Annotated in this window: 21 protein-coding genes and 3 pseudogenes; 12 read left to right on the plus strand and 12 right to left on the minus strand. The window is 71.4% G+C overall.

All coding sequences use genetic code 11. The features are described from left to right. Positions 1-83: 83 nt before the first annotated feature. From AC061S_RS11910 to AC061S_RS11925, 4 genes and pseudogenes are all read right to left on the minus strand, one after another. Complete coding sequence (locus AC061S_RS11910) at positions 84-1,112, minus strand: zinc-binding dehydrogenase (RefSeq protein WP_478685866.1); 1,029 nt, start codon at positions 1,110-1,112, stop codon at positions 84-86. Between the two features lie 132 nt (positions 1,113-1,244). Beyond that, entirely contained in the window at positions 1,245-2,651 is a 1,407-nt protein-coding gene (locus AC061S_RS11915; RefSeq protein ID WP_478685946.1) for an NDP-hexose 2,3-dehydratase family protein, read from the minus strand. A 114-nt stretch (positions 2,652-2,765) separates the two neighbouring features. Then, positions 2,766-3,878 (minus strand): annotated as a pseudogene (locus AC061S_RS11920) (cytochrome P450); the annotation flags it as partial. A 102-nt stretch (positions 3,879-3,980) separates the two neighbouring features. After that, positions 3,981-4,511, minus strand: a complete 531-nt coding sequence (locus AC061S_RS11925; RefSeq protein ID WP_478685867.1) for a nuclear transport factor 2 family protein — start codon at positions 4,509-4,511, stop codon at positions 3,981-3,983. 177 nt (positions 4,512-4,688) lie between these two features. Here AC061S_RS11925 and AC061S_RS11930 point away from each other — a divergent pair, with 177 nt between their 5' ends. Then, complete coding sequence (locus tag AC061S_RS11930) at positions 4,689-5,240, plus strand: DinB family protein (RefSeq protein WP_478685868.1); 552 nt, start codon at positions 4,689-4,691, stop codon at positions 5,238-5,240. Here AC061S_RS11930 and AC061S_RS11935 read toward each other — a convergent pair. Then, complete coding sequence (locus AC061S_RS11935; protein ID WP_478685869.1) at positions 5,204-6,322, minus strand: acyl-CoA dehydrogenase family protein; 1,119 nt, start codon at positions 6,320-6,322, stop codon at positions 5,204-5,206. The genes AC061S_RS11930 and AC061S_RS11935 overlap by 37 nt on opposite strands. A 246-nt stretch (positions 6,323-6,568) precedes the next feature. On the opposite strand from AC061S_RS11935, the gene AC061S_RS11940 reads away from it, so the two are divergent. Next, positions 6,569-7,591, plus strand: coding sequence for a methyltransferase (locus AC061S_RS11940; protein ID WP_478685870.1), 1,023 nt, complete (start codon positions 6,569-6,571; stop codon positions 7,589-7,591). Positions 7,592-7,644: 53 nt separating this feature from the next. Here the strand turns inward: AC061S_RS11940 and AC061S_RS11945 are convergent, their stop codons facing one another. Continuing rightward, positions 7,645-8,112: an SRPBCC family protein gene (locus AC061S_RS11945; protein ID WP_478685871.1), complete on the minus strand. Its 468-nt coding sequence runs from the start codon at positions 8,110-8,112 to the stop codon at positions 7,645-7,647. A gap of 177 nt (positions 8,113-8,289) precedes the next feature. Here AC061S_RS11945 and AC061S_RS11950 point away from each other — a divergent pair, with 177 nt between their 5' ends. Genes AC061S_RS11950 through AC061S_RS11960 form a run of 3 tightly spaced genes read left to right on the plus strand, consistent with a single transcriptional unit; the run spans position 8,290 to position 10,554 of the window. Next, positions 8,290-9,075 (plus strand): SDR family NAD(P)-dependent oxidoreductase, encoded by a 786-nt coding sequence (locus AC061S_RS11950; protein ID WP_478685872.1) that lies wholly within the window; start codon positions 8,290-8,292, stop codon positions 9,073-9,075. A 25-nt stretch (positions 9,076-9,100) separates the two neighbouring features. Further along, positions 9,101-9,637, plus strand: a complete 537-nt coding sequence (locus AC061S_RS11955; protein WP_478685873.1) for a flavin reductase family protein — start codon at positions 9,101-9,103, stop codon at positions 9,635-9,637. Continuing rightward, on the plus strand, positions 9,634-10,554 hold the full coding sequence (locus AC061S_RS11960) for an MBL fold metallo-hydrolase (RefSeq protein WP_478685874.1): 921 nt from the start codon (positions 9,634-9,636) through the stop codon (positions 10,552-10,554). The genes AC061S_RS11955 and AC061S_RS11960 overlap by 4 nt, the downstream gene beginning before the upstream one ends. A gap of 68 nt (positions 10,555-10,622) precedes the next feature. On the opposite strand, the gene AC061S_RS11965 is transcribed toward AC061S_RS11960, so the two are convergent. Then, a complete protein-coding gene (locus AC061S_RS11965; RefSeq protein WP_478685875.1) occupies positions 10,623-11,063 on the minus strand; it encodes a nuclear transport factor 2 family protein in 441 nt (146 codons plus the stop codon). A gap of 814 nt (positions 11,064-11,877) precedes the next feature. On the opposite strand from AC061S_RS11965, the gene AC061S_RS11970 reads away from it, so the two are divergent. Next, entirely contained in the window at positions 11,878-12,621 is a 744-nt protein-coding gene (locus AC061S_RS11970) for a class I SAM-dependent methyltransferase (protein WP_478685876.1), read from the plus strand. 102 nt (positions 12,622-12,723) lie between these two features. Here the strand turns inward: AC061S_RS11970 and AC061S_RS11975 are convergent, their stop codons facing one another. Next, the gene (locus AC061S_RS11975; protein WP_478685877.1) at positions 12,724-13,176 is read right to left on the minus strand and encodes a winged helix-turn-helix transcriptional regulator; all 453 of its coding nucleotides are present in this window, start codon (positions 13,174-13,176) and stop codon (positions 12,724-12,726) included. A gap of 71 nt (positions 13,177-13,247) precedes the next feature. On the opposite strand from AC061S_RS11975, the gene AC061S_RS11980 reads away from it, so the two are divergent. Continuing rightward, positions 13,248-14,231, plus strand: coding sequence for an NADP-dependent oxidoreductase (locus tag AC061S_RS11980; RefSeq protein WP_478685878.1), 984 nt, complete (start codon positions 13,248-13,250; stop codon positions 14,229-14,231). A gap of 98 nt (positions 14,232-14,329) precedes the next feature. After that, positions 14,330-14,704 carry a DUF4267 domain-containing protein gene (locus tag AC061S_RS11985; RefSeq protein WP_478685879.1) on the plus strand — a complete coding sequence of 125 codons (375 nt, stop codon included), beginning with the start codon at positions 14,330-14,332 and terminating at the stop codon, positions 14,702-14,704. Between the two features lie 113 nt (positions 14,705-14,817). Here AC061S_RS11985 and AC061S_RS11990 read toward each other — a convergent pair whose 3' ends face one another. Continuing rightward, the gene (locus tag AC061S_RS11990) at positions 14,818-15,489 is read right to left on the minus strand and encodes a DUF4097 family beta strand repeat-containing protein (RefSeq protein ID WP_478685880.1); all 672 of its coding nucleotides are present in this window, start codon (positions 15,487-15,489) and stop codon (positions 14,818-14,820) included. A gap of 240 nt (positions 15,490-15,729) precedes the next feature. On the opposite strand from AC061S_RS11990, the gene AC061S_RS11995 reads away from it, so the two are divergent. The 4 genes and pseudogenes from AC061S_RS11995 to AC061S_RS12010 all read left to right on the plus strand — a co-directional run bounded on the left by AC061S_RS11995 (position 15,730) and on the right by AC061S_RS12010 (position 18,563). Next, positions 15,730-16,452 carry a GbsR/MarR family transcriptional regulator gene (locus AC061S_RS11995; protein WP_478685881.1) on the plus strand — a complete coding sequence of 241 codons (723 nt, stop codon included), beginning with the start codon at positions 15,730-15,732 and terminating at the stop codon, positions 16,450-16,452. Between the two features lie 406 nt (positions 16,453-16,858). Beyond that, a complete protein-coding gene (locus AC061S_RS12000) occupies positions 16,859-17,314 on the plus strand; it encodes a helix-turn-helix domain-containing protein (protein ID WP_478685882.1) in 456 nt (151 codons plus the stop codon). Continuing rightward, positions 17,302-17,715 (plus strand): transposase, encoded by a 414-nt coding sequence (locus tag AC061S_RS12005; protein ID WP_478685883.1) that lies wholly within the window; start codon positions 17,302-17,304, stop codon positions 17,713-17,715. Before AC061S_RS12000 ends, AC061S_RS12005 begins: the two co-directional genes overlap by 13 nt. 57 nt (positions 17,716-17,772) lie before the next feature. Next, positions 17,773-18,563 (plus strand): annotated as a pseudogene (locus AC061S_RS12010) (IS5 family transposase). Between the two features lie 33 nt (positions 18,564-18,596). Here AC061S_RS12010 and AC061S_RS12015 read toward each other — a convergent pair. From AC061S_RS12015 to AC061S_RS12025, 3 genes and pseudogenes are all read right to left on the minus strand, one after another. Then, a complete protein-coding gene (locus AC061S_RS12015; RefSeq protein ID WP_478685884.1) occupies positions 18,597-18,944 on the minus strand; it encodes a VOC family protein in 348 nt (115 codons plus the stop codon). Between the two features lie 150 nt (positions 18,945-19,094). After that, positions 19,095-19,866: pseudogene (locus tag AC061S_RS12020) on the minus strand (transposase). 295 nt (positions 19,867-20,161) lie between these two features. Further along, positions 20,162-21,007 (minus strand): aminotransferase class IV, encoded by an 846-nt coding sequence (locus AC061S_RS12025; protein ID WP_478685885.1) that lies wholly within the window; start codon positions 21,005-21,007, stop codon positions 20,162-20,164. Positions 21,008-21,542 lie beyond the last annotated feature (535 nt).

Raw genomic sequence — 21,542 nt, forward strand, 5'->3', positions numbered from 1 at the left:
TGACGGTGGGAGACGAAGGTGAGGGGTGGGGGACGGCCTGGCGCCCGGACCGGTTGCGGCGGTGGGCGGCGGGCCGTCACGGTTCAGAGCGCGAGGGAGACATTGCCCCGGTAGGCGCCCGCCAGCAGAGCGATCAGGGCCTGCGGCGCGGCTTCGATGCCGCCCTCGACCACGGTCTGCGGGAACACGAAGCGGCCCTCGCCGAGCCAGGTCGCGAAGTGCTGGATCCAGGCGCCGATCTGTTCGGGCGTGTGGTAGCAGGCGAAGGGGCGCAGCTCCAGATGGCGGGTGATCGCCGTCATCAGGTCGAGGCGGGGGAAGGCCGCCGAGCCGCCGCCGTTCTGGACGGACAGGGCGCCGCACAGGGCGAACCGGGCGTGGGGGGCGGCGACCTGAAGCGCCGCCTCGAACTGCTCGCCGCCGACGTTGTCGAAGAAGACGTTGATGCCGTCGGGGGCGAGTTCCCGGAGCTGGTCGACGACGGGCCCGTCGTGGTAGTCGAAGGCCGCGTCGTAGCCGAGCTCGTCGACGAGGTAGGCGACCTTCTCCTTGCTGCCGGCGCTGCCGATGACCCTGGCCGCGCCGCGGCACTTGGCGATCTGCCCGGCGAGGGACCCGACGCCGCCGGCCGCGCCGGACACGAAGACCACGTCCCCTTCGCCGGCGCGCGCGAGCGTGGCCATCCCGTAGTAGGCGGTGGTCCCCTGGCTCAGGAAGTAGGAGGTGCTGGGGAACAGTCCCGGGGACAGCTTCCAGTAGGAGGAGGCGGGCCCGACCGAATACTCGCACCAGCCGGTCATGGACTGGACCAGGTCGCCCACGGCCAGGTCCGGGCTGTTGGACTTGACGACGGTGCCCGTCTCACCGCCGCCGATCCGCCCGCCGACCCGGTAGGGCGGCAGCGGCAGCTGGCAGTCGGTGCGCATCAGGTCCTGGTAGGCCGCGGCGACACCGAGGTGGTCCATCCGTACGACGACCTCACCCGGGCCGGGCTCGGCGACCGCCACCTCGGCCAGTTCGAAGTGGTCAAGGGTGAGCTCACCCTCGAGGTGCTTGGCCAGGCGGATCTCGCGGGCCGTGCCCGGGATCGCGGAAATGGCTCCGGCCGTCATGACTGTCCTCCAAAAAGACGTAAAAGCGGTGGCCCCAGTGTGACGCCGGCCACTCGCGGCGCCCTCGATGATCGCTAGTGCTGTGGCCGGGAGGTGTGGCGACCCGGTGGACCTTCCCGGTCACAGCACTGGCTAGAGCGCTGCCGCACCCGTGGTGAGCAGCGACAACAGGCTGCGGGCCTGGACGTTGAGGTAGTGGCCGTACCGGGTCAGTGAGCGCAGCTGGCCGGGGGTGGCCCAGCGGAAGCCCGGCGGAGGGGCGAGCGGGTCGCCGCCCGCCTCCGGGACCGCGTCGGCGTCGACGAGGAGGTAGCGGCTCTCGGCGTTGAGGAAGCGGCCGCCCTCCTCCGAGTGGACCGCCGCGTAGCGGATGTGCTCCGGGCGGGCGCCCAGGACGGCGTCCAGGAAGGCCGGGCGGTCCGCCGGGCCGAGGTGGGTGTAGTTGTCGGGTACGCACTGGACGGTGGGGCCCAGCTCCACGATGCCGGGCAGGCCCCCCTCGACCTGGGCGCGGACCAGCAGGTGCGGTACGCCGCCGATGTGGCGTACGAGGAAGGCGGTCACCCCGAGCCCGGCCGACTCGATCAGCGGCTGGCTCCAGCCGCTGACCTCGCGGCTGCCGGCCTCGACGGACACGGCCACCACCTTGAAGTACCGGCCGTCCTCGCGGCCGATGGACTCCGGGCCGCGCTGCCAGTCGGCCACTTCGGCGAGGGGGATGGTCCGAGCGGTGACCTCGCGACGGGAGCGTTCGCCCGTCACCCAGGACAGCAGGTCGATGTCGCTGTACAGGGCGTTCGATTCCGCGGGCGCCTGCGGGCCGGGGGCGCAGGCCAGCACGGTCCGGGAGTCCATGTTCACGAGGTTGTCCCGGCGCAGCAGTTCGCCGATCTGGCCGAGGGTCAGCCAGCGGAAGTCGTCGTCGGCGGGCACCTCCTCGGAGGTCTCGACGATCATGTTGCGGTTGCTCTTGCGGAAGAACCAGGCGCCGTGTTCGGACTGGAGCGAGTCGGCCACGACGGCGCCGCGGCCGGGCTGGGTGAAGTACTCGAGGTACTTCACGTCCGCGCCGCGGTGGACCTTGGTGTAGTTGCTGCGGGTGGCCTGCACGGTGGGCGAGAGCTGGAGCAGGTTGGGGTTGCCCGGCTCCATCTTGGCCTGCATCAGGAAGTGCAGGACGCCGTCGAACTCCTTGGCGAGGATGCCCAGGATGCCGACCTCGGGCTGGTGGATGACGGGCTGCTCCCAGTGGCGGGAGGGGCCGTCCGCCGTCACCCGCAGGCCCTCGACGGTGAAGAAGCGACCGCTGCGGTGCGCCAGGTTCCCGCTGCCGGCCTCGAAGGCCCAGCCGTCCAGTTCGGCGAAGGGAATCCGGTGCACCGCGAAGTGGTGGGCCCGGCGGCGCGCCTCCAGCCATCCGGCCACCTCGGACGTCGCCATCCACGCGCCGGCCGAGGTGGCGCGCGCGGAGCGCGCGAAGCGCTCCGCGGGCCCCGCATCAGCCCGTTCCCGCAGCGCGGGCGGGGCCTCGGCGGCCATCGGGTCGGGCCCCCAGACGACCGGCAGGCTGGTCAGCGTGTGGTTGATCTCGCCGTTGTGCCAGGGCAGGTCCGCCTCCGGCACGGCCAGGCGCAGCTCGGGGAAGCGGCGGACCAGGCCGTCGAGGGCGATCTCCATCTCCATCCGGCCCAGGTGCTTGCCCAGGCAGTGGTGCAGGCCGTGGCCGAAGGAGATGTGCGGGTTGCGCTCGCGGGCGAGGTCCAGGCGGTCCGGCTCGGGGAAGACGTCCGGGTCGCGGTTGGCCGAGGCGAGGGAGAGCAGCACCGCGTCCCCCTTGGCTATCGTCACCCCGCCGACCTCGATGTCCTCGGCCGCGATGCGCGGGAACCCGGAGGTGTCGGTGGCGAACAGGTTGACGTGGCGCAGCAGTTCCTCGACGGCGCGCGGAATGCGGGTGCGGTCCTTGACGAGCAGCTGCCACTGGTCGCGGTGGTCGGCGATCAGTGCCAGTACGGAGTTGGCGAGCTGGTTGGCGGTGGTGTCGAAGCCGGCCCCGATGAGGGTGAAGCCGAAGGTCACCAGCTCCTGCTCGCTGAGCCGGTCGCCGCTGTCGCGGACGGCGATCAGTTCCGAGAGCATGTCGTCGGCGGGGTTGGCCCGCTTGTCCGCGATCAGGCCGACGATGTACTCGCTGAGCTTGGCGAGTCCGGCCAGCGACTCCTCGCCGCCCGCTCGGTCGTCCACGGTGGCGAAGGCCCGCGCCCACTTCTCGAAGTCCCGCAGGTCCTGGGGCGGTACGCCGAGCAGCTCGCCGATGACGGTCAGCGGCAGCGGTACGGCGAGCTGCTGCACCAGGTCCACCGGGCCGTCCTGGGCGAGCATCGCGTCGAGCAGTTCGTCGGCGACCTTCTGGACCCCCTCCCGCATCCGCTCGACCCGGCGAAGGGTGAAGGCACCGGCCACCAGCTTGCGCAGCCGGGAGTGCTCGGGCGAGTCCAGGGAGATGATCATCTCCGGGGTGGTGTGCATGGTCCCGCCGACGCGGGGGGCTTCGGGGCCGCAGGCGAGGGCGCGGCTGAGCCGGTTGTCGGCCGACAGCTCGCGCACGTCCTCGTACCGGGTGACCAGCCAGGCGTCCACGCCGCCGGCGGTGCGCACGCGCACCACCGGCTGCTCGGTGCGCAGGCCGGCGTACTGCGGGGCCGGGCCGCGGTAGGTCGAGCCGGAGAAGGGGAACATGTCGTGGGCGACGGGGCAGGCGGACATGGGATACCTCCGCGGGATGCGGGCTGTCGGGGGCTGAGAACAGGGCGGGGCGGGGCGAAGCGGGGCGGGGCGGGGCGGGGCGGGGCGGGGCGGGGGCGGGCCTCAGGAGGGGTTGTGGATCTTGTCCGCCCAGTGGGGCGAGTCGTGCGTGACCACACGGGAGCGGGTGTACAGATCGCCGTCGACGCGGACCAGGACGTCCTCGACCGTGGTGGTCGGCTCGAAGCTCACCTTGCCCAGGGCGTCGGTCATACTGACGACCGCCTGGTAGCGGACGCGCAGGGTCCCCTCGCCGGCCTCCTCGATCCGCATCCGGTCGAACCAGTACCGGTAGACCAGCCCGTCGTAGTAGGCGATGTTGCGCTCGCGTGCCTCGCGCGCCGAGATCTGCTCGGCGAGCGGGCGCTCGGCGTCGCCCCGGCGGGCCCGCATCTCCGCCAGGAGCTGGACGCGGCCCTCCAGCTTCCAGCCGCCGGGCCGGTGCTCGATGGAACCGTCCTCGGTGAGCGTCTCGAGGAACTCCTCGAGACGGCGCTCCTCCAGAAGCGGCATCTGCCGTGCGTAGAACTGCTGCACCTCGACGTACAGCTCGGCGCTGATCCGCCGGTCGGCTCCCCGCAGAGCTTGGGACACCTCGGCTCCCTCCGGTCCGGGCGCACCACCGCGGCTGGTGGTGCGCACCCGCGGTCCACGGTGCCCAGCAGGTCTGGACACGGCCTGGAGAGGCGCTGGACCGGACCCGTGTCCCGCAGGCCCGAGGCCCCGTTGTGCACGGAGTCCGTGTACGGCACAGGTGAGAGGCGGTCGGCGATGCCGGTCCTGGCGGGTGCGCAAACCGATGAGTGCGAAGAACTACTGGGGTGCTGGCAGGCGCAGCGCGCGGCGCTGCGCCTGGCCGCGGGCGACCTGACCGACGAACAGGCGCGCAGTACGCCGAGTGCGAGCGCGCTGTCGCTGGCCGCGCTGCTCACCCATGCCGTGCGCGGCGAGCCGGAGTGGATCCCGGTGCTGCGCGGGGAGGGCGGCGACTGGACGCACCGCGACGGCGAGGCGGAGTTCACGCCGCGCGCGGGCCAGAGCACGGCCGAGCTGCTACGGGAGCACCGGCGGGTGGGCGAGGAGGTCGCCCGGGCCGTACGGGCCCTGCCGGACTTGGGCCGGCGGGTGCCGATGCCGCTCACCCCGTGGGGCCCCCCGGAAGGCCCCCGCACGGTCCGCTGGATCCTGCTGCACCTGATCGAAGAGGCGGCTCGGCACGCGGGCCACGCCGACATCATCCGGGAGTCGATCGACGGGGCGAGTGCCTACGGGCTGGAGGCCGCCGCTCAGCTCTCCTCCGGGCCGAGCAGCACGGCCGAGTAGTTCTTGCGCGCCGCGGTGTCGTACTGCAGGGCGACATGGCTGGTCGCGGAGGTGATGTCGCGCCAGAACCGCTGGAGCGGGTGCGCCTCCCCCAGTCCGCCGGTACCCGCCGCGCGGATCAGCAGGGCCACCGCCTCCTGGAGGATCTCGGCGGCGAAGGTGGCGTTGCGCTCGTTGCGCGCCATGAGTTCAGGGGTGAACTGCCGCCCGTCGATGGCCTCGGCGTTCTGCGCGACGAGGTGGCGGGCCGCGTCGATCCGTCCGGAGGCCCGTACCAGCAGCAGTTCGCCCGCCTGGCCGCGGCGCCGGCCCGTCATGGTGGCGGCGCAGGCGGCCAGTGCGCCGGCTGCCGCGCCCACCACGGGGGCGATGAAGGTCAGGCCGCCCACCGCCTGGAACGGCACCCGGTGGCAGGCCGCGGACGACGTGGCGTTGTGCCCGGTGAGCATGTCCACGCGGGCGAAGGACAGGTGCGCGGGCACGGCCGCGTCCTCGACGACGACGGTGTGGCTGCCGGTGGCCCGCATGCCGATGCTGTCCCAGTTCTCGTGCACGCTCCAGCTGCCGCGCGGCAGCGCGAAGAACCGCAGCTCGGGCGGGCCTTCGGCGCCGGGCACGGCGGCGCACAGCAGTGCCCAGTCGGCGAAGTCGATCCCGCTGACGTAGCTCCACCTGCCGGTCAGCCGCCAGCCGCCGTCCGCCGCCCTGGCCCGGCCGGCCGGCATCAGGGCGGTGGCCACGACCACGTCGGGGCTCTCGCCCCAGATCGCCCGGTGGCCCTCCTCGGGCAGATGGGAGGCGAAGCGGGCCGAGTACGCGGACAGCGAGGCGCACCAGGCGGTGGCGGCGCAGCCCTCGCCGACGGTGGTGACGGCCCGGGTCAGCTCGTCGAACGAGCCCTCTGCCCCGCCCCACCGGGTGGCCACGAAGTGCCGGGCGAAGCCCGCCTCCCGGATCGCGTCCGTGACCTCGGGAAGCAGCCGGCGGCCGAGGTCGGCCTCGGCGGCGTGGCGGGCCGCGAGCTCCCACATCTTGTCGGCGGCCACGGCCAGTCCGGTGTCCTTCGGTGTGACGGCAGCCATCGTCGTGACCTCCTGTGGTGAGCGCGTTGCGTGGGCAGTCGGCCCCGGCAGGGTGCGGGCCGTGCCTCGAAGGCGGCTGCAGGCGCACTGGACCGCGGCCGGCCGGGCCTTCGCCTGCGTCGGCGCTCGTGCGGCGTACGACCGGGCCTGTGCCGCCGCTCATGCCGCCCGGTGCACCGTGTCAGCTCACCTGTCCGGCCGTGCGCGCCGACTGCACGGACGGGCTGCCGACAACGGAGGGGTCATATGAGTGCCACCGAGTCCGACCGCGCAGAACTGGCCGCAGAGCTGACCGTGCACATGGTGGGCTTCCTGTATTCCGCCTCGCTCTACACCGTGGCCGAGGCCAAGGTCGCCGACCATCTCGCCGACGGACCGCGCACGCCTGCCGAACTCGGTGAGCTGACCGGCCTGCACGGCCCGTACCTGGGGCGGCTGCTCCGCTACCTGGCCACCCGCGAGGTGTTCCGGGAGGACGAGGAGGGCCGCTTCCACCTGACGCCGCTGGCCGACCTGCTGCGCACCGGTGTGGGCAACTCGGTGCGCGACAGCTTCCTGATGCTGGGCAACGAGGTCTTCTGGAAGCCCATAGGCAAGCTCAACGAGACCACGCGCAAGGGCAGCACGGTCTTCGACGACCTCTACGGCGCCCCGTTCTTCGAGTGGCTGGGCTCCCACCCCGAGGAGGCCGCGGTCTTCAACGCGGGCACGGCGAACTTCTCCGGCCAGATCACCGACCTCGTCGCGGACACGTACCCGTTCCCGGAGGGCGCGAACGTCGTCGACATCGGCGGCGGGCGCGGCGGGCTGCTGCGGTCGATCCTGCGCAAGCACCCGACGGTCACGGGCGTGCTCTACGACCAGGAGTCCGTGCTGCGCGACCACCTGCTCGACGAGCCGGAGACCGCGGGCCGCTGGAAGACCGAGCCGGGCAACTTCTTCGAGTCGGTGCCGGACGGCGGCGACGTCTACGTCCTCAAGGCGATCCTGCACGACTGGAGCGACGAGAACGGCGTGCGCATCCTGAAGGCGGCCCGTGAGGGCATGCCGAAGGGCGCCCGGCTGCTGGTCGTCGACGCCGTCATCCCCGCGGGCAACGACCCGCACGTCAGCAAGACCATCGACGTGATGATGATGACGGTGTTCAACGGCAAGGAACGCACCCTGCGCGAGTTCGAGGAGATCCTCGGCGCCACGGGCTTCAAGGTGACACGGGTCCTGGACACCTCCGACCCGGTCGTCTCGGTGATCGAGGCCATCGCCGAGTGACCGATCGGAAAGGGGTCCCGGCCGGCGGCCGGGACCCCTTTCCGCCGCCCGCGTCAGAACAGCTTCGCGAAGCGCTCCAGCGTCTCCCCCGGGCTCGGACCGTCCAGCGCCCGGAAGATCCCCTGGGCGCCCTCGCCGTGCTTGTGGAGTTTGACGTGGGCCAGTTCCACGGTGGTGGCGTCAGCGCCGACCGGGGTGAACACCACCTCGATCTCGCTGGCGCGCTCGTCGTCCGGGATGGACTGCCAGTTGCCGTCGAGCCGCCAGGTCATCACCAGCCGCCGGCCCGGCTCCCACTCGAGGATGCGGCCCCACGTGACCTCGTTCCCCTCCACGTCCCACTCGTAGTAGCGCCCGCCCGCGCCGCCTTCGAACGCCAGGCCCGCCCGCTCCTTCTTGAGCAGGACGTGCGACGGCGGCCACCAGTCCTTGGGCCGGCTGGTGAACACCTCGAAGCTCTCCTCGGGCGTGGCCGCCACGGTGACCGACTTCCGTACGTCCGGAATCTGCTGCTCTGACACGGACCCTCCTCGCGCTCATCACATCTGCCGATACCGGCCCACCGTCACGCAGACGGCTAGGCCGGCCATGGACCACCGCTCGAACGGCTCCTCGAGGCGGAGTCGAGATGCGCCCAAGGCACCGGCGGCACGGTCGTAGCACTCGGATGACGACCGGACGAGCAACGGGAGAGCACGATGACAGACACGGGACGACGGGTCGCCTTCGTCACCGGCGCGACCAGCGGGATCGGTCTCGCGGTGACCGAGCTGCTGGCCCGGCAGGGCATCGCCGTGTTCGGCGTGGCACGCAGCGAGGAGGGCGTGCGCACCGAGGTCAAGCGCCTGCGGGCGGAGGGCCTCGAGGTCTCGGGGACGGTCTGCGACGTCACCTCCCTGGAACAGATCCAGGCCGCCGTACGGGCCGCGGTCGCGGAGTACGGCCGGATCTCCGTTCTCGTCAACAACGCGGGGCGCGGCGGCGGCGGGGTGACGGCAGAGATCGAGGACTCCCTCTGGGACGATGTGATCGAGACCAACCTCAGCGGCACCTTCCGCGTCACCCGCGAGGTGCTGAACACCGGTCTGATGAAGGACGGCGACTGGGGCCGGATCATCAACATCGCCTCCACGGGCGGCAAGCAGGGCGTGGAGCTGGCCGCCCCGTACTCCGCCGCCAAGCACGGCGTCGTCGGCTTCACCAAGGCGGTGGGCAAGGAGCTCGCCAAGACGGGCATCACCGTCAACGCGGTCTGCCCCGGCTACGTCGAGACCCCGATGGCCCAGCGCGTCCGGGCCGGCTACGCGGGCCACTACGGGGTGAGCGAGCAGGACATCCAGGAGCGGTTCAATGCCAAGATCCCGCTGGGCCGTTACTCCACCGCCGAGGAGGTCGCGGGACTTGTCGGCTACCTCGTCTCCGACACCGCGGCGTCGATCACCGCTCAGGCGCTGAATGTCTGCGGCGGTCTGGGCAACTACTGATGCGAGCAGAGACGGAGTCCACACGATGACCGAGGCAGCAGCCGCCCTGCTCGCCGCGCCGGACACGGCCGCGTTCCGAACGGCCATGGGCCGCTTCCCCACCGGCGTGACCCTGCTGACCCAGGGCAGCGGCGCGCGCACGAACGCGATCACCCTCAACAGCCTCACCTCCGTGTCCCTGTCCCCCCTGCTGATCCTGGTCTCCGTCAAGGCCGACGGCCGGATCCGGCCGCGCGTCGCCCGCTCCGGCAGCTTCGCCGTCAACGTGCTGGGCCGGGAGCACCAGGAGCTGGCCCAGGAGTTCTGCCGGCCCGACCGGCCGGAGGGCCACGCGGCGATGCGCCGGCTCGGCGCGGACCAGGGGGTCACCGGCAATGCCGTCATCCCCTCCGCCGAGGCGTACTTCGAGTGCCTGCTCGACGCCGAGTACCCGGCCGGCGACCACACCCTGCTGGTGGGCAGGGTGGTCGCGCTGTCCGGCGGGCCCGCCGCGCCCGACCCGCTCGTCTTCCACCAGGGCCGCTTCACCCGGCTGCCCGCCGGCCGTACGGAGGCGGCGTGACCACCGCGCGGCCGGCCCCGCCGGGCTCGCTGCGGCAGGTCGCCGACGGGGTGTACGCCTTCGTCCAGCCGGACGGCGGCTGGTGCCTGAACAACGCGGGCCTGATCGTGGACCGGGACCTCGCGGTGCTGGTGGACACGGCGGCGACCGAGGCCCGCACCCGCAGGCTGCGGGAGGAGGTGGAGCGGATCGCGCCCGGGGGCCCGGACTTCGTCGTCAACACCCACTTCCACGGCGACCACACCTTCGGCAACGGCCAGTTCGCGCCCCGTGCGGCCGTCGTGGCACACGAGGGGACCCGCGCCGACACGCAGGAGGCCGGGCTGGCACTGCGCGGGCTGTGGCCGGACGTGGAGTGGGGCCACACCCCGCTCACCCCGGCGACCCTCACCTTCACCGATGGCCTGACCCTGCACGGGCACGGTCTACGGGTCGAACTGCTGCACGTGGGGCCGGCGCACACCGCGAACGACGTGGTGGCGTGGGTGCCCGAGCGCTCGGTGCTGTTCACCGGCGACGTGGTGTGGTCGGGTGTCACACCGTACGTCCTGATGGGGTCGGTCGGCGGCTCGCTGCGGGCGCTGGAACGGCTGCGGTCCCTGGGAGCGGCCGTGGTCGTCCCCGGGCACGGGCCGGTCGGCGGCCCCGAGCTGATCGACGAGACCGAGGCGTACCTCCGCTGGCTGCGGGACCTGGCGCGGGACGGCCTGCGCGACGGGCTGAGCCCGCTCGGCGCAGCCGAGCGCGCCGACCTCGGCGGCTTCGCCGGCCTGGTCGATTCCGAGCGGCTGGTGGGCAACCTGCACCGTGCCTATGCCGAGCTGGACGGGCTGGCGCCGGGCGCGCGGATCGACGTACTGGCCTCCTTCAAAGAGATGGTCGCCCTGCACGGCGGGCTGCCCGCCTGCCACGCCTGACCCGACGGGTACGGCCCAGATGCCCCGGGAGGGGCATCTGGGCCGTACCCGTCGGGCGGCGCTCCGCCTCAGGGGGTGTCGCGGTGGATCACCCGGGACCGGGTCAGCAGCCGGCCGTCGCGGCGCACCAGCTCGTCCTCCACGGTGAACGTGGGCTGGAAGGTGACCGAGCCGTCGGAGCGGGTCTGGGTGACCAGCGTGTAGTAGGAGACGCGCAGGGTGTGCTCGTCGGCCGGGTCCGGCTCGATCAGCAGGTGCTCGAACCAGTGCCGTACGGCGATGCCCTGGTACCTCGGCAGGTTGGCCCGCATGCCCTCGATCATCTCCGCCCGCCCGCGCTGGCGCTCGCCTCCCGAGTGGACGACCTCGCCGTCCTCGGTGAAGGTCTGGGCGAAGCCCTCGATGTCGAGGGCGTCGACGCGCCGCATCTGACAGGCGTAGAAGGTCCGCACCTCCGCGTAGAGGTCTCCCGTGACCTGGTGCCCCAGTGTCCCGACCGGCTGAGACATGGCAACTCCCTTCGAGACGGCTGCCCTCGTGGCCGCACGATCTCCAGCAGGCTGCCGCAATTGGCTGCAGCACCGCTGGAGACGCGGTGGGCCCGAGGTCCGTCTGCTCCGGACCACGGGTCACGGGATGCGGTCGATCGCCTCGTCGTGTCCGCCGTCCGCTTCGCCCGCGCCACTGCTCGGCGGCCTGGAACATTGCGTCACTCGCTCCCACCTGAGGTTTCGTACCCGTGACCGACGATCACCGGGTGACGGCGGGCAATACGCGATCGCGGGGGCCGACCGGCGGACCCTCTTCAGCCGGTCGGAGGGCATGACCACCTGGCCCCGGGGCTGATGCGGCCCGAGATCATCGAGACCTCCCGGCCCGCCGACGCCCGCATCCTGCGCCGCGGGATCCGGATGCGCAGCCTGTTCGGAAGCATTGCGACTTCCTCGTCCCGGACGACGGCAGCATCAGGCTGCGGGAGGCGGGCACCGTCCGACTGCCCGTTCCGGCGTATCCCGTCGGTGAGGAACAGCAAGGGATCCGATGGTTCCTTGGCCAGGACGTCCTTCTGTGCGACGACGACGGCATGACGACGCCCAGGACTCCGACCGCGAGCATCCACTACGCCCCGGGGCGTCCGGTGCTTCCCCGTCTGGGGCTCGGAGCTGTGCGGGGGGCCGGGAGGGGTGGCTTGTTTTTGTGGTTTTCGCTAAGGCTGGCGAGTTGGCGAGTTGGGAGAGACTGCCAGGCAGAGGGCTCGGTCCGTCCCAATTGTGGGCGGGGGTGGGGCCCTGACGTCGTGGAACTTACGGGGAGGACGGCACGATGAGTGCACAGGAGCAGTACGACGAGATCGGTGAGGCGTACGAGGGGTTCAAGGCCCTTCCGCTGGAGCAGTGGGCGATCGTGCCCGGGTTCCTGGCCCTGGTCGGGGACGTGGCGGGCAAGTCGGTGCTCGACCTGGCGTCCGGTACCGGGTTCTACAGCCGGGAGTTCAAGCGACGCGGCGCGTCCGACGTGCTCGGGATCGACATCTCCGGCGAGATGGTCGCCGTGTCGCAGGCGATCGAGGAGCGCGATCCCCTCGGTGTGCGCTACGAGGTGGGCGACGCGGCCGAGCTGCGGTCCTTCGAGGAGCCCTTCGACGTCGGGCTGGCCGTCCAGCTCCTCAACTACTCGGCGGACATCGCCACCACCGAGCGGATGTGCCGCAACATCCACCGGAGCCTGAAGCCCGGCGCCGAGCTCTTCCTGATCAACCAGTCGCCCGACTACCGGTTCGACGGGCCGACCCCGGAGAAGTACGGCTTCCGCACCGAGCTCACCGGCGAGGAGGTCGAGGTCGGGTTCAAGGTGCGGACCACGGCGCTGCTCGACCCGCCGGTCTCGTTCGTCGCCCACTTCCCGCGCCGCGAGGTGTACGAGGCCTGCCTGAAGGCGGCCGGCTTCAGCGAGCTCACCTGGACCCCGGTGACGGTGTCGGAGGCCGGCCTGCAGGAGTTCGGTGCGGAGCACTGGGCCAACCTCGCCGACAACCCCCCGCTGGAGATGCTGCGCTGCCGCGCCTGACGACGCGTCGCACGAAGTGACGGCCCGGCCCCGGAGGTCTCCCGGGGCCGGGCCGTCGGCGGTTCACCCGGTGCCCGGCTCGGGCGTCGGCTCCTCTTCGCATCAGTCGGCGGCTTCGCCCCGCCCGTGGTCGTAGCCGTCGCGATGGGTGAGGACCTCCGCCATGTGGCCCTCGGCCCATTCCTTGATTCCCCGCATGACCACCTGGAGCGAGCGGCCGAGGTCCGTCAGCTCGTAGGTGACGGTGACGGGCACCGTGGGGGTCACGGTCCTGGTCAGCATCCCGTCGCGCTCCAGTGCGCGCAGCGTCTGCGTCAGCATCTTCTGGCTCACGCCCGAGATCCGGCGCGACAGCTCGGAGAAGCGCATGGGCCGCGCTTCACCGCCGGAGGCGGCCCCGGGATGCGGGCCGTCCCCGCCCAGGGCGGCGAGCACCAGGGCGACCCACTTGTCGGAGAGCCGCTCCAGGAGTTGGCGGCTGGGACATGCCGCGAAGAACGCGTCGTACTCCGCTTTGGCTACGGCCCGCCGCTGGGACGCGGTGCTGGTCGGCACGACTCGTCTCCTTCGCTCGGTGACTTAGGCACTTTCAGGTACCTACTTCCCGCCGGGAAGCAGCTACCTCCATGGTGGTGCTGCACCACAGCGATGGCAAGACCACCTCACAGGGCCTCACCAAGGAGCGGATGACGATGAACCAGATGACCTCTCGGCGGGCCGTGGTCCGTGTGCCGTCCGGGCCCCGGTCGATCGAGACCGTGAACGTCCCGGTGGCCGAGCCGGGGCCGGCGGAGATCCGCGTCAGGATCGGCGCCGCGGCGATCAACCCGGTCGACCTGGGGGTGGCCGGGGGCGTCTTCCACCGGCTCGGATTCGTCCACCAGCCGGACCACACCGGTCTCGGCTGGGACTTCGCCGGCACGGTCGATGCCGCCGGCCCCGGCGTCGAGCTGCCGGTCGGCACCCGTGTCGCCGGGTTCATCGACGGTTTCGACCGCGACCACGGATCCCACGCCGAGCACCTCATCGTCTCCGCCGCGCAGGTCGCCGTCGTTCCGGACGGCCTGGACCTGGTCGCGGCCTCGACGGTGCCGCTCAACGCCACCGCCGCGGCCCAGCTCGTCGGCCTCCTCGGTGAGCCGTCGGGCGGGGGCCGGCGCCTGCTGGTGACCGGCGCGGCAGGCGCGGTGGGCGCGCACGTCGCCGTACTCGCCCAGGACAGCGGCTGGCAGGTGACCGGGTTGGCCCGAGCGGCCGACGAACCGTTCGTCCGGGGACTCGGCGCCGGCTTCGCCACCGAGCTCGGGCAGGGCTGGGATGCCGTTGCCGATGCCGGAGCCCTGCAGGAGCACGCCCTGCGGGCCGTGCGCGACGGTGGCCGTTTCGTCGGCGTGCAGCCGGCCTCACAGCTTCCCGAGGAGCGCGGCATCTCCGTCGAGGTCGTGTTCGCCCGTCCCGACGGTGCGCTCCTCGCCCGGTTGCTCGCACGGGTGACGGCGGGAGAACTGCCGGCTCGCGTCCACGCGGTCGCGCCGCTCGGCGAAGCGGCCGGCGCCTACGAGGCGATGGCCGAGGGCGGCGTCCGCGGCCGGATCGTCCTCGTCCCGTGACGGGTTGGCCCCGCCTCGCGGCCTAGGGCCCGCACCGGCACGCAACGCACGACAACCACTTCGTCACCAGAGACTCCCCCGACGGACAGGACAAGCTGATGCTCACCACCATTGCCACTGTTCTCGCCGGGCTGCTCGGCGCGGCCCTCATCTTCATGGGCGGGAGCGCCTTCGCGAGGCCGCAGAACGCCCTCGGTTTCGGCATTCCCGGTACACCGGCCGACGACCCCGCCTTCCGGTCCTGGCTGCGCGTGAAGGGCCTGCGCGAGATCGCGTTCGGGGTCTTCGTCTTCGTTCTGATGCTGGTCGCGACGCCGTCGGTGCTGGGTTGGTACGTGCTGACGCTCGCTGCGATACCGGCCGGGGACGCGGTGGTCGTGCTGCGCAGCGGTGGACCGAAGGCCACCGCCTACGGCGTCCACGCCGCAACGGCACTGGTGATGCTGGTGACCGGCGTCTGCCTCCTGGTCTGACGCGCCGTCGAGGCGCCGGTGACGAGCCGACCGGGGCGGGCGGGGCGCGCGGGGCGGTGCAGGAGCCGCCCCGCGGCCTGGTGCTGCTCGGTGGTGCTCATCGCGCCGTTCCCTCAGAGGCTGCGGGCGGTGATGTCGCCGTACGAGGTGGTCGCGTGGATGTCGAGCCGGTCGGCGGCGCCTTCGGTGTTCTTCAGCGCGTTGTGGATCCGGCCGTACGAGGTGCCCGCGTCCAGGGAGGCGGCGGCTCCGGCGGCGGCGCCGACCGAGACGTCACCGGACTCGGTGCGCAGGACGACCGTGCCGCGCACGGCCTCGGCGATGGTGATGTCGCCCTTCTGGGTGCTGATCTCCGCGGGGCCGCCCAGGCGGCCGACCGCGATGTCGCCGTCCTGGACGGTGAGGCGGGCGCTCGCCGCTTCGTCGAGCTTGACCGTGGCCTGCGCGCCCTCGAAGGCGACGTCGCCGAGCCGTCCGACGCCGCGGAGCTCGGCAGCGGCCGCCTTGGCCTCGATGCGGGAGCCGGCGGGGAGCTGGACGGTGACCTCGATGGACCCGGCGGCGCCGAGGATCCGGTTCTTCGGCTCGGGGACCTCGATGCGCAGGACTCCGTCGGCGTAGGCGACCGTCGTCTGCTCCGCCGTCTTCACGTCGCGGCCCTTCGAGGCGTCCGCGGGCAGGACCTCGACCGTGGTGTCGGCCCGGTCGGCGGCGATGAGGCGGATGCGGCCGGCGGGGATGTCGAGGACGGCGGCGATCGGGGCGGTGGTGGCGAACTTCTGCATGATGCTCTCCTGTGTCTTCGCTGTGCTGCGGTGTTTGTTTCCGACAACAGAAAAGCTACGTTGCATTCCAATATCCGGCAACATGCTCGTTGCGCATGATCTGCATTTTCGCAGGTCAAGTGCCCATTATTGTTGCAATGGCCTTGAATTCAATGCAACGACGGCTGCGTCAGCGTTGCAATGAACTGGGAGTGAACGCTATGCTGGGGACCATCAGGGGGCCTACAGAGGGAGTTCACGGTGCCGGGAGGCAGACTCACGCAGCAGGAGCGCCAGCAGATCGCGCTGGGGCTGGCCGACGGGCTGGCCTACGCGGAGATCGCCCGGCGGCTGGACCGGCCGACCTCGACGGTCACCCGTGAGGTGATGCGCAACGGAGGCCCCTCCTCCTACCGCTCGGATCTGGCCCACCGCGCCACCGAACGCCGTGCCCACCGGAGCAGGCAGGCCGTCCCCCGGGGGCCGCAGGCCTCCCCGCAGGCCGACGGGCGCGATGCCGAGGCCGTGCGCGCGTACGAGGAGACGTTCGCCGGCATCTTCGTCCAGTCGGGCCTGTCCAAGATGACGGCCCGGGTGCTGGCCGCCCTCTACACCACCGACGCGGGCAGTCTCACCGCCTCCGAACTCGTCCGGCGCCTCCAGGTCAGCCCGGCGTCCGTCTCGAAGGCCATCACCTTCCTCGAAGGCCAGTCGCTCGTCCGCCGGGAGCCGGACGAGGGCCGCCGCGAGCGCTACGTCGTCGACGACGACGTCTGGTACCAGGGGATGATCGCCAGCGCCCGCGCCCACACCCTGCTCGTGGAAACGGCCCGGCAGGGTGTCGGCGTCCTCGGCCCGGGCACGCCGGCCGCCACCCGCCTCGAAAACATCGCCCGGTTCGTCGACTTCGTGAGCGAGGGCATAACCCGCGCCGCGGAGCAGGCCCGCGAGGTCCTCCACACGAAGCCCGCGCCACCCCCCTGAGGGCGGGCGGGCCCCTTTGCCTCTCCTCTGAACTCCACCTGGGTCGTTCCTTACACGGGCGAACGACGTCTGCAGAACTCTGGCCAGGCTCTGAAAGCACGGTGTGCTGAACCCGCGGCCCGGCCCGAAGAAGCTGTGGAGCACGGTCCGGTCAGCTGTCCGCCGGCCCCTGGGCGCCCCGCCCCGCGAGATGCGGGGCACGTCGGCCGGTGGGCGGCTTCCTCGGGCGCCGACGTGCGGCGCCGCTTCGAACTGCGCGGGCTCACCGTCACCGAGGAGCACGTGGAGGCCGAGGCCGCTCGGGCGGGGGCCGGCGCGCCCTGGAGGCCTACCAGAACTAGTGTTTCGTGATTCCGTCAGCATTATTTGATCTTGTGTGGCAGGGTCTCTTGGTGTGGAGCTCTCCGTGGACCAGGCCGCCGCGTTGCGGGAGTTGGTGAACAGCCGGGACGTACCCGCCGACATAGCGACGCGGGGCCGGATCGTGCTGTGGTCGAGCGAAGGCCGTCGACGCAAGGACATTGCCGAGCTGCTTGGCGTATCGCTGCCGACGGTGGACCGCTGGAAGCGGCGTTATGCCGAGCTCGGACTGGCCGGGCTGGAAGGCGACCGGCCCGGCGGAGCGCGGGAACAGGTGCCGGCGCAGTTGCGGGCCCGCGTGATCGCGCTGACACGCATGACACCGCCGGACGGCACGGGGCTTTCGCACTGGTCCACACGCGAGTTGGCGAAGTACCTGAAGCGGGTCGAGAACACCACGGTGTCCTGGCATTACATCGCGCGGATCTGGCGGGAGGAGAGCCTGAAGCCGCACCGGTCCGGCACTTTCAAGATTTCCAAAGACCCCGCGTGGCCGATGTGATCGGACTGTATCTGGCCCCGCCGGGCGGCGCGGTGGTCCTCTCGATCGACGAGAAGACGCAGATCCAGGCGCTGGACCGGACCCAGCCGGTACTGCCGGTCGCCTTCGCGACGAGCGAGAAGCGCACCGCCGACTACGTCCGGCACGGCACCACGAACCTGTTCGCCGCCCTGAACGTGACCACCGGCGAAGTGCTCGGCGAGTGCAAGCCAACCCGGAACGGCAAGGATTTCCTGGCCTTCCTCAAGAAGGCGGTGAAGCCGCACGCCGGGAAGGACATCCATGTTGTCCTGGACAACCTCTCGACGCACACCACCCCGGAGGCCACGACGGCGAAACCGTTCACCTGGACAGCGGCGGCGAGGTCCTCGCGAAGGTCCGACTCGTCGCGACCAACGTGAAGAAACTAGTCAATAACAACGCGAACTTGCATGAACAGGATCACGAGACACTAGGGCGTGTATCTGACGGATACGCAGTGGGCCGGCCTGGAGCCGCTGTTGTCAGTGGGCACGAAGCCGGGACGCCCTCCGGTATGGACCAGGCGACAGTTGATCGACGGCGTACGGTGGCGGACGCGGACCGGGGCACCGTGGCGGGATGTCCCGGAGCGGTACGGGCCCTGGGGACAGGCGTACGACCTGTTACGCCGCTGGCAGCGAGACGGCACCTGGAAGCGGATCTTTGCCGAGCTGCAGGCCCAGGCCGACGCGAAGCAGCAGATCACCTGGGACATCAACGTCGACTCCACTGTCTGCCGGGCCCACCAGCACGCCTGCCGGGGCACGGAAAAATGGGACCTGCAGGTCGAGCCGCCGGGCGGCGTCGACACCGAGCCCGACGACCACGGGCTCGGACGCTCGCGCGGCGGCCTGACCACCAAGCTGCACCTGGCCGTCGAGCAGGGCCAAAAGCCCATGTCGATCGTGATCACGGCCGGGCAGCGCGGAGACTCCCCACAGTTCGAGCCCGTACTGGAGAAGATCCGGGTAGGTCGCGTCGGGCCGGCAGGCCGCGCACCCGGCCGAACCGGGTGCGGGCCGACAAGGCGTACGCCTCCCGCAAGAAGCTCGGCTCCCGCGGCGGCCGCCCGCCGAGGTTCGACAAGATCGACTATCGCGAGCGGCATGCGGTGGAGTGCGGGATCAACCGCCTCAAGAGGCACCGGGCGGTGGCCACGCGCTACGAGAAACTCGCCGTCCGCTACGAAGCAACTGTCCTGGTCGCGGCCATCAACGAGTGGCTATGACCAGCACGTCCACCAGGGGTGTGGGTGCGGCCGTCAGTGGTGGCCCAGCACGTTGACCACCCGTCCGCTGGGGTCGCGGACGAAGAACCGGCGCACGCCCCACGCCTCGTCCTGCAAGGGGTGAATGATCTCTGCGCCGCTCGCTCGCATGACGGCATAAGCCGCATCCACGTCGTCCACCTCGATGCTCATGTCGGGGGTGACAGGCGCGGTCTTGTCGCTGGTCATGACGCTGATCTGCGCTGCTGGGCTGGACGGGGAGGCGAGCGTCATGATCCAGCCGTGGTTCATGACCTCCTCGAAGCCCAGCAGGCCATAGAACTCCCGGCTCTCCTGCGCGGCCTCCGACTGGATGTTGGGCACGACACGACGAACGGCCATCGACGACTCCAAGTGAGAACAAACGTGTCTCTCTGTCTCCCCAGAAGTACTACGGCACGTCCGCCGCCGCACACACTTCCGATACGGGCCCTAAAGGGTGTTGCAGAAGGTCGGTGTCGGGCAGGTCTGAGTGGTGTTTGACCTGCTGTTTCACTGTGTCATGGCGAGGTTGTGCATGGTGGCGACGGCTTGGACGGCGTGGTGGAGGCCGTCTCCTTTCTGGCGGCAGTCGCGGAGGATCTTCCAGTTCTTCATGCGGGCGAAGGTGTGCTCGACGCGGGCGCGAACCCTGCGGTGTTCGGCGTTGTCCTCCTCCTGCCCCCGTAGGAGGGGACGGCCGGCCCTTCTGCGGTGCGGGACGATCAGCCCGGTACCCAAGTAGGCGCCGTCCGCGATGACTGTCGTGCCGGCGGCCTGGGCCGGCAGGTCCGACTCGCGCCAGACGTGGGCGTCGGCCTTGTTGCCGGGCGCCGGGCGGGCGCTCGCGATGACCAGGCGGCTGTCGGCGTCGATGATGACCTGCACGTTCGCCGAGAACCGGTAGTTGCGGGACGAGGCGGCGACGGTGCGGTCGCGGACCGGGATCAAGGTGCCGTCCACGATCCACAGCCGTTCTACGTCGGCGACCGGCCGCGGGGCCGGCTCTAGTGCCAGCAGCGGCCGGAGCCGCTTGATGACCCGGCAGACGGTGGCCGGGGAGATCCCGAAAAGCGGAGCGAGCTGCCGCATCGTGAGGTTCGTCCGGTAGTACACCGCCACCAGCAGGACCCCGGTCAGGCAGAGGCAGGCACCACGGACGGCCACCACCGGGCCCGTTCCCGCCCCGCTCCCGCACCACCTTCACCAGCTTCGCGAACCGGTCCATCCGCAAACCCGTGAACGCCTCAACCCACACCGGCTCAGCCCGCAACACCCCACCCATACAAGAGGAACGCCCCATCCCGGAGGTTCTGCAACACCCTTTAGGGCTGGAGCCGTCCGCTCCGCTCCAGCAGCTGCACCAGGCTCTCCGGCGATCTGGCCCGACCCGAACCAGCCGGCTCGACGATCCCCCGACGGCTCCAGCCGATCGCGGCGGCCGAACAGCTGCGTTCCGGGTGTTTCCGGACCGCCGCGCGGAGTTCGGAAAAGCGGCGCCCGCACCGGCTGGTCCGGTCCTTTCTCCGGAATAGCGTCCGGCACCTGCTCAGGGCATGTGCACGGCGGGTGGCGGTCGCTCACGCCGGGAGCGGGGTCCCGAGGCCGTCCAGCCAGCTCTGCCAGGAGGCGGCGCGCAGCGGGGTGCCGGCCGGCAGGGAGCCGCCCGTCCAGTCGGTGACGGGGCGCAGGCCGTGGAGGGCGTTGGCCACCCAGACCTCGCGTCCGGCCAGTGCGGACAGCCGGCGCCGGACGGGCCGTACGGTCACGCCCGTGCGCGCCGCGCGGTCGAGCAGCAGCGAGGCGGTGACCCCGGGGAGGACGGGGAGCTCGGCGGGCGGATGGCACAGGACGTCGTCCTCCCACCACAGGAGCGAGGAGTTGGCCGCTTCGAGCACCACCCCGTCCGCGGTGACCAGGAGCGCCTCGTCGGCGTCCTCGGCCGTGGCCCTGGAGCGGACGGCGGCCAGGGCGCCCAGGTCCGGCCCCTTGCGCCGGGGCTCCCGGCGCGGGTCGCGGACGGCCACCCCCCAAACCCTGGCCGTCGTGGAGCGCGCGGGGGCGGGGCGCGGCCGGTACAGCAGCCGGTGGCCGCCGGGCAGGACCGTGTCCGGGGACGCGTCCGCGGGCGCGGGTGCCAGCTCGACGCGCGGGAACCAGTGGCCGGCCTCCCGGGGCAGCCGGGCCGCCATGGCGGCCCAGAAGATGTCCAGGAGTGCGCCGGGGACGCCGGCGGTCTCGGCGCAGGTGGCGGTGAATCGGATGCGGTGCCGGTCCAGGGCGCGGACCCGTCCGTCGGCGACCAGCCAGGAGTCCGCGGCGAGGAGCGTGCCGGGGCCCTCCGTCGCGGGGACCTCGCGGAGGGTGCCGGACGGGGTGAGCGCGAAGAGGCGGTCGGCGCGGACCGGGGCGGTCGGGGCGGTCAACGGATGTGCTCCTGGTTCACGACGGCGGTACGGATGGCGAGGCCCTCCTCCGGTTCACAATGGCTGATTCGCCACCCCGGTTCATCGTCGCGGATCACGGCGGGCTCCTGCCAGTTCGCCTCATCCGGGAGGGTGGAACGGATTGACGGTGAAGGAGCCTTGGCTATCCACCGGAGAGCGCGCAGGTTCGCCTCACGAGGGGGAGAAAGGGCGGACCCGGCAGCCGGAACCGACAGAAGGGCCCGATGGCCGAATTCCAGGCGGGGCGCGGCCGGGAAGGGCCGCCTCGACGGAAATGACTCGACCCCAGCAGCCGGTCAATGGAGCGCAGCCCTGGGGTCTCGATTCCCCGCGAGGGAACTCACGGAACGACTGATATCCACGGTCACAGGGTGACCGGGGAGCAGGAATTCGCGGTTGCGCACTTTCGAAATTCTGGCTCAGCGCTTCCCCTGTGACGCTTCAGTCCTTTCGTGATCGACGAATTGGGGACGGACGCGGGACCTCTACGGAACAACACGGCGGAAGCTGGGTC

The organism is Streptomyces sp. CA189, assembly GCF_056428985.1.

What these genes read in the sequence shown, in the direction of transcription:
- AC061S_RS11985 (WP_478685879.1), top strand. Translation starts at nt 14,330, where the DNA reads ATGCTCACCACCATTGCCACTGTTCTCGCCGGGCTGCTCGGCGCGGCC.
- AC061S_RS11950 (WP_478685872.1), top strand. Translation starts at nt 8,290, where the DNA reads ATGACAGACACGGGACGACGGGTCGCCTTCGTCACCGGCGCGACCAGC.
- AC061S_RS11980 (WP_478685878.1), top strand. Translation starts at nt 13,248, where the DNA reads ATGGTGGTGCTGCACCACAGCGATGGCAAGACCACCTCACAGGGCCTC.
- AC061S_RS11930 (WP_478685868.1), top strand. Translation starts at nt 4,689, where the DNA reads ATGCCGGTCCTGGCGGGTGCGCAAACCGATGAGTGCGAAGAACTACTG.
- AC061S_RS11990 (WP_478685880.1), bottom strand. Translation starts at nt 15,489, where the DNA reads ATGCAGAAGTTCGCCACCACCGCCCCGATCGCCGCCGTCCTCGACATC.
- AC061S_RS11940 (WP_478685870.1), top strand. Translation starts at nt 6,569, where the DNA reads ATGAGTGCCACCGAGTCCGACCGCGCAGAACTGGCCGCAGAGCTGACC.
- AC061S_RS12015 (WP_478685884.1), bottom strand. Translation starts at nt 18,944, where the DNA reads ATGGCCGTTCGTCGTGTCGTGCCCAACATCCAGTCGGAGGCCGCGCAG.
- AC061S_RS11965 (WP_478685875.1), bottom strand. Translation starts at nt 11,063, where the DNA reads ATGTCTCAGCCGGTCGGGACACTGGGGCACCAGGTCACGGGAGACCTC.
- AC061S_RS11935 (WP_478685869.1), bottom strand. Translation starts at nt 6,322, where the DNA reads ATGGCTGCCGTCACACCGAAGGACACCGGACTGGCCGTGGCCGCCGAC.
- AC061S_RS11910 (WP_478685866.1), bottom strand. Translation starts at nt 1,112, where the DNA reads ATGACGGCCGGAGCCATTTCCGCGATCCCGGGCACGGCCCGCGAGATC.
- AC061S_RS11955 (WP_478685873.1), top strand. Translation starts at nt 9,101, where the DNA reads ATGACCGAGGCAGCAGCCGCCCTGCTCGCCGCGCCGGACACGGCCGCG.
- AC061S_RS11915 (WP_478685946.1), bottom strand. Translation starts at nt 2,651, where the DNA reads ATGGCCGCCGAGGCCCCGCCCGCGCTGCGGGAACGGGCTGATGCGGGG.
- AC061S_RS11970 (WP_478685876.1), top strand. Translation starts at nt 11,878, where the DNA reads ATGAGTGCACAGGAGCAGTACGACGAGATCGGTGAGGCGTACGAGGGG.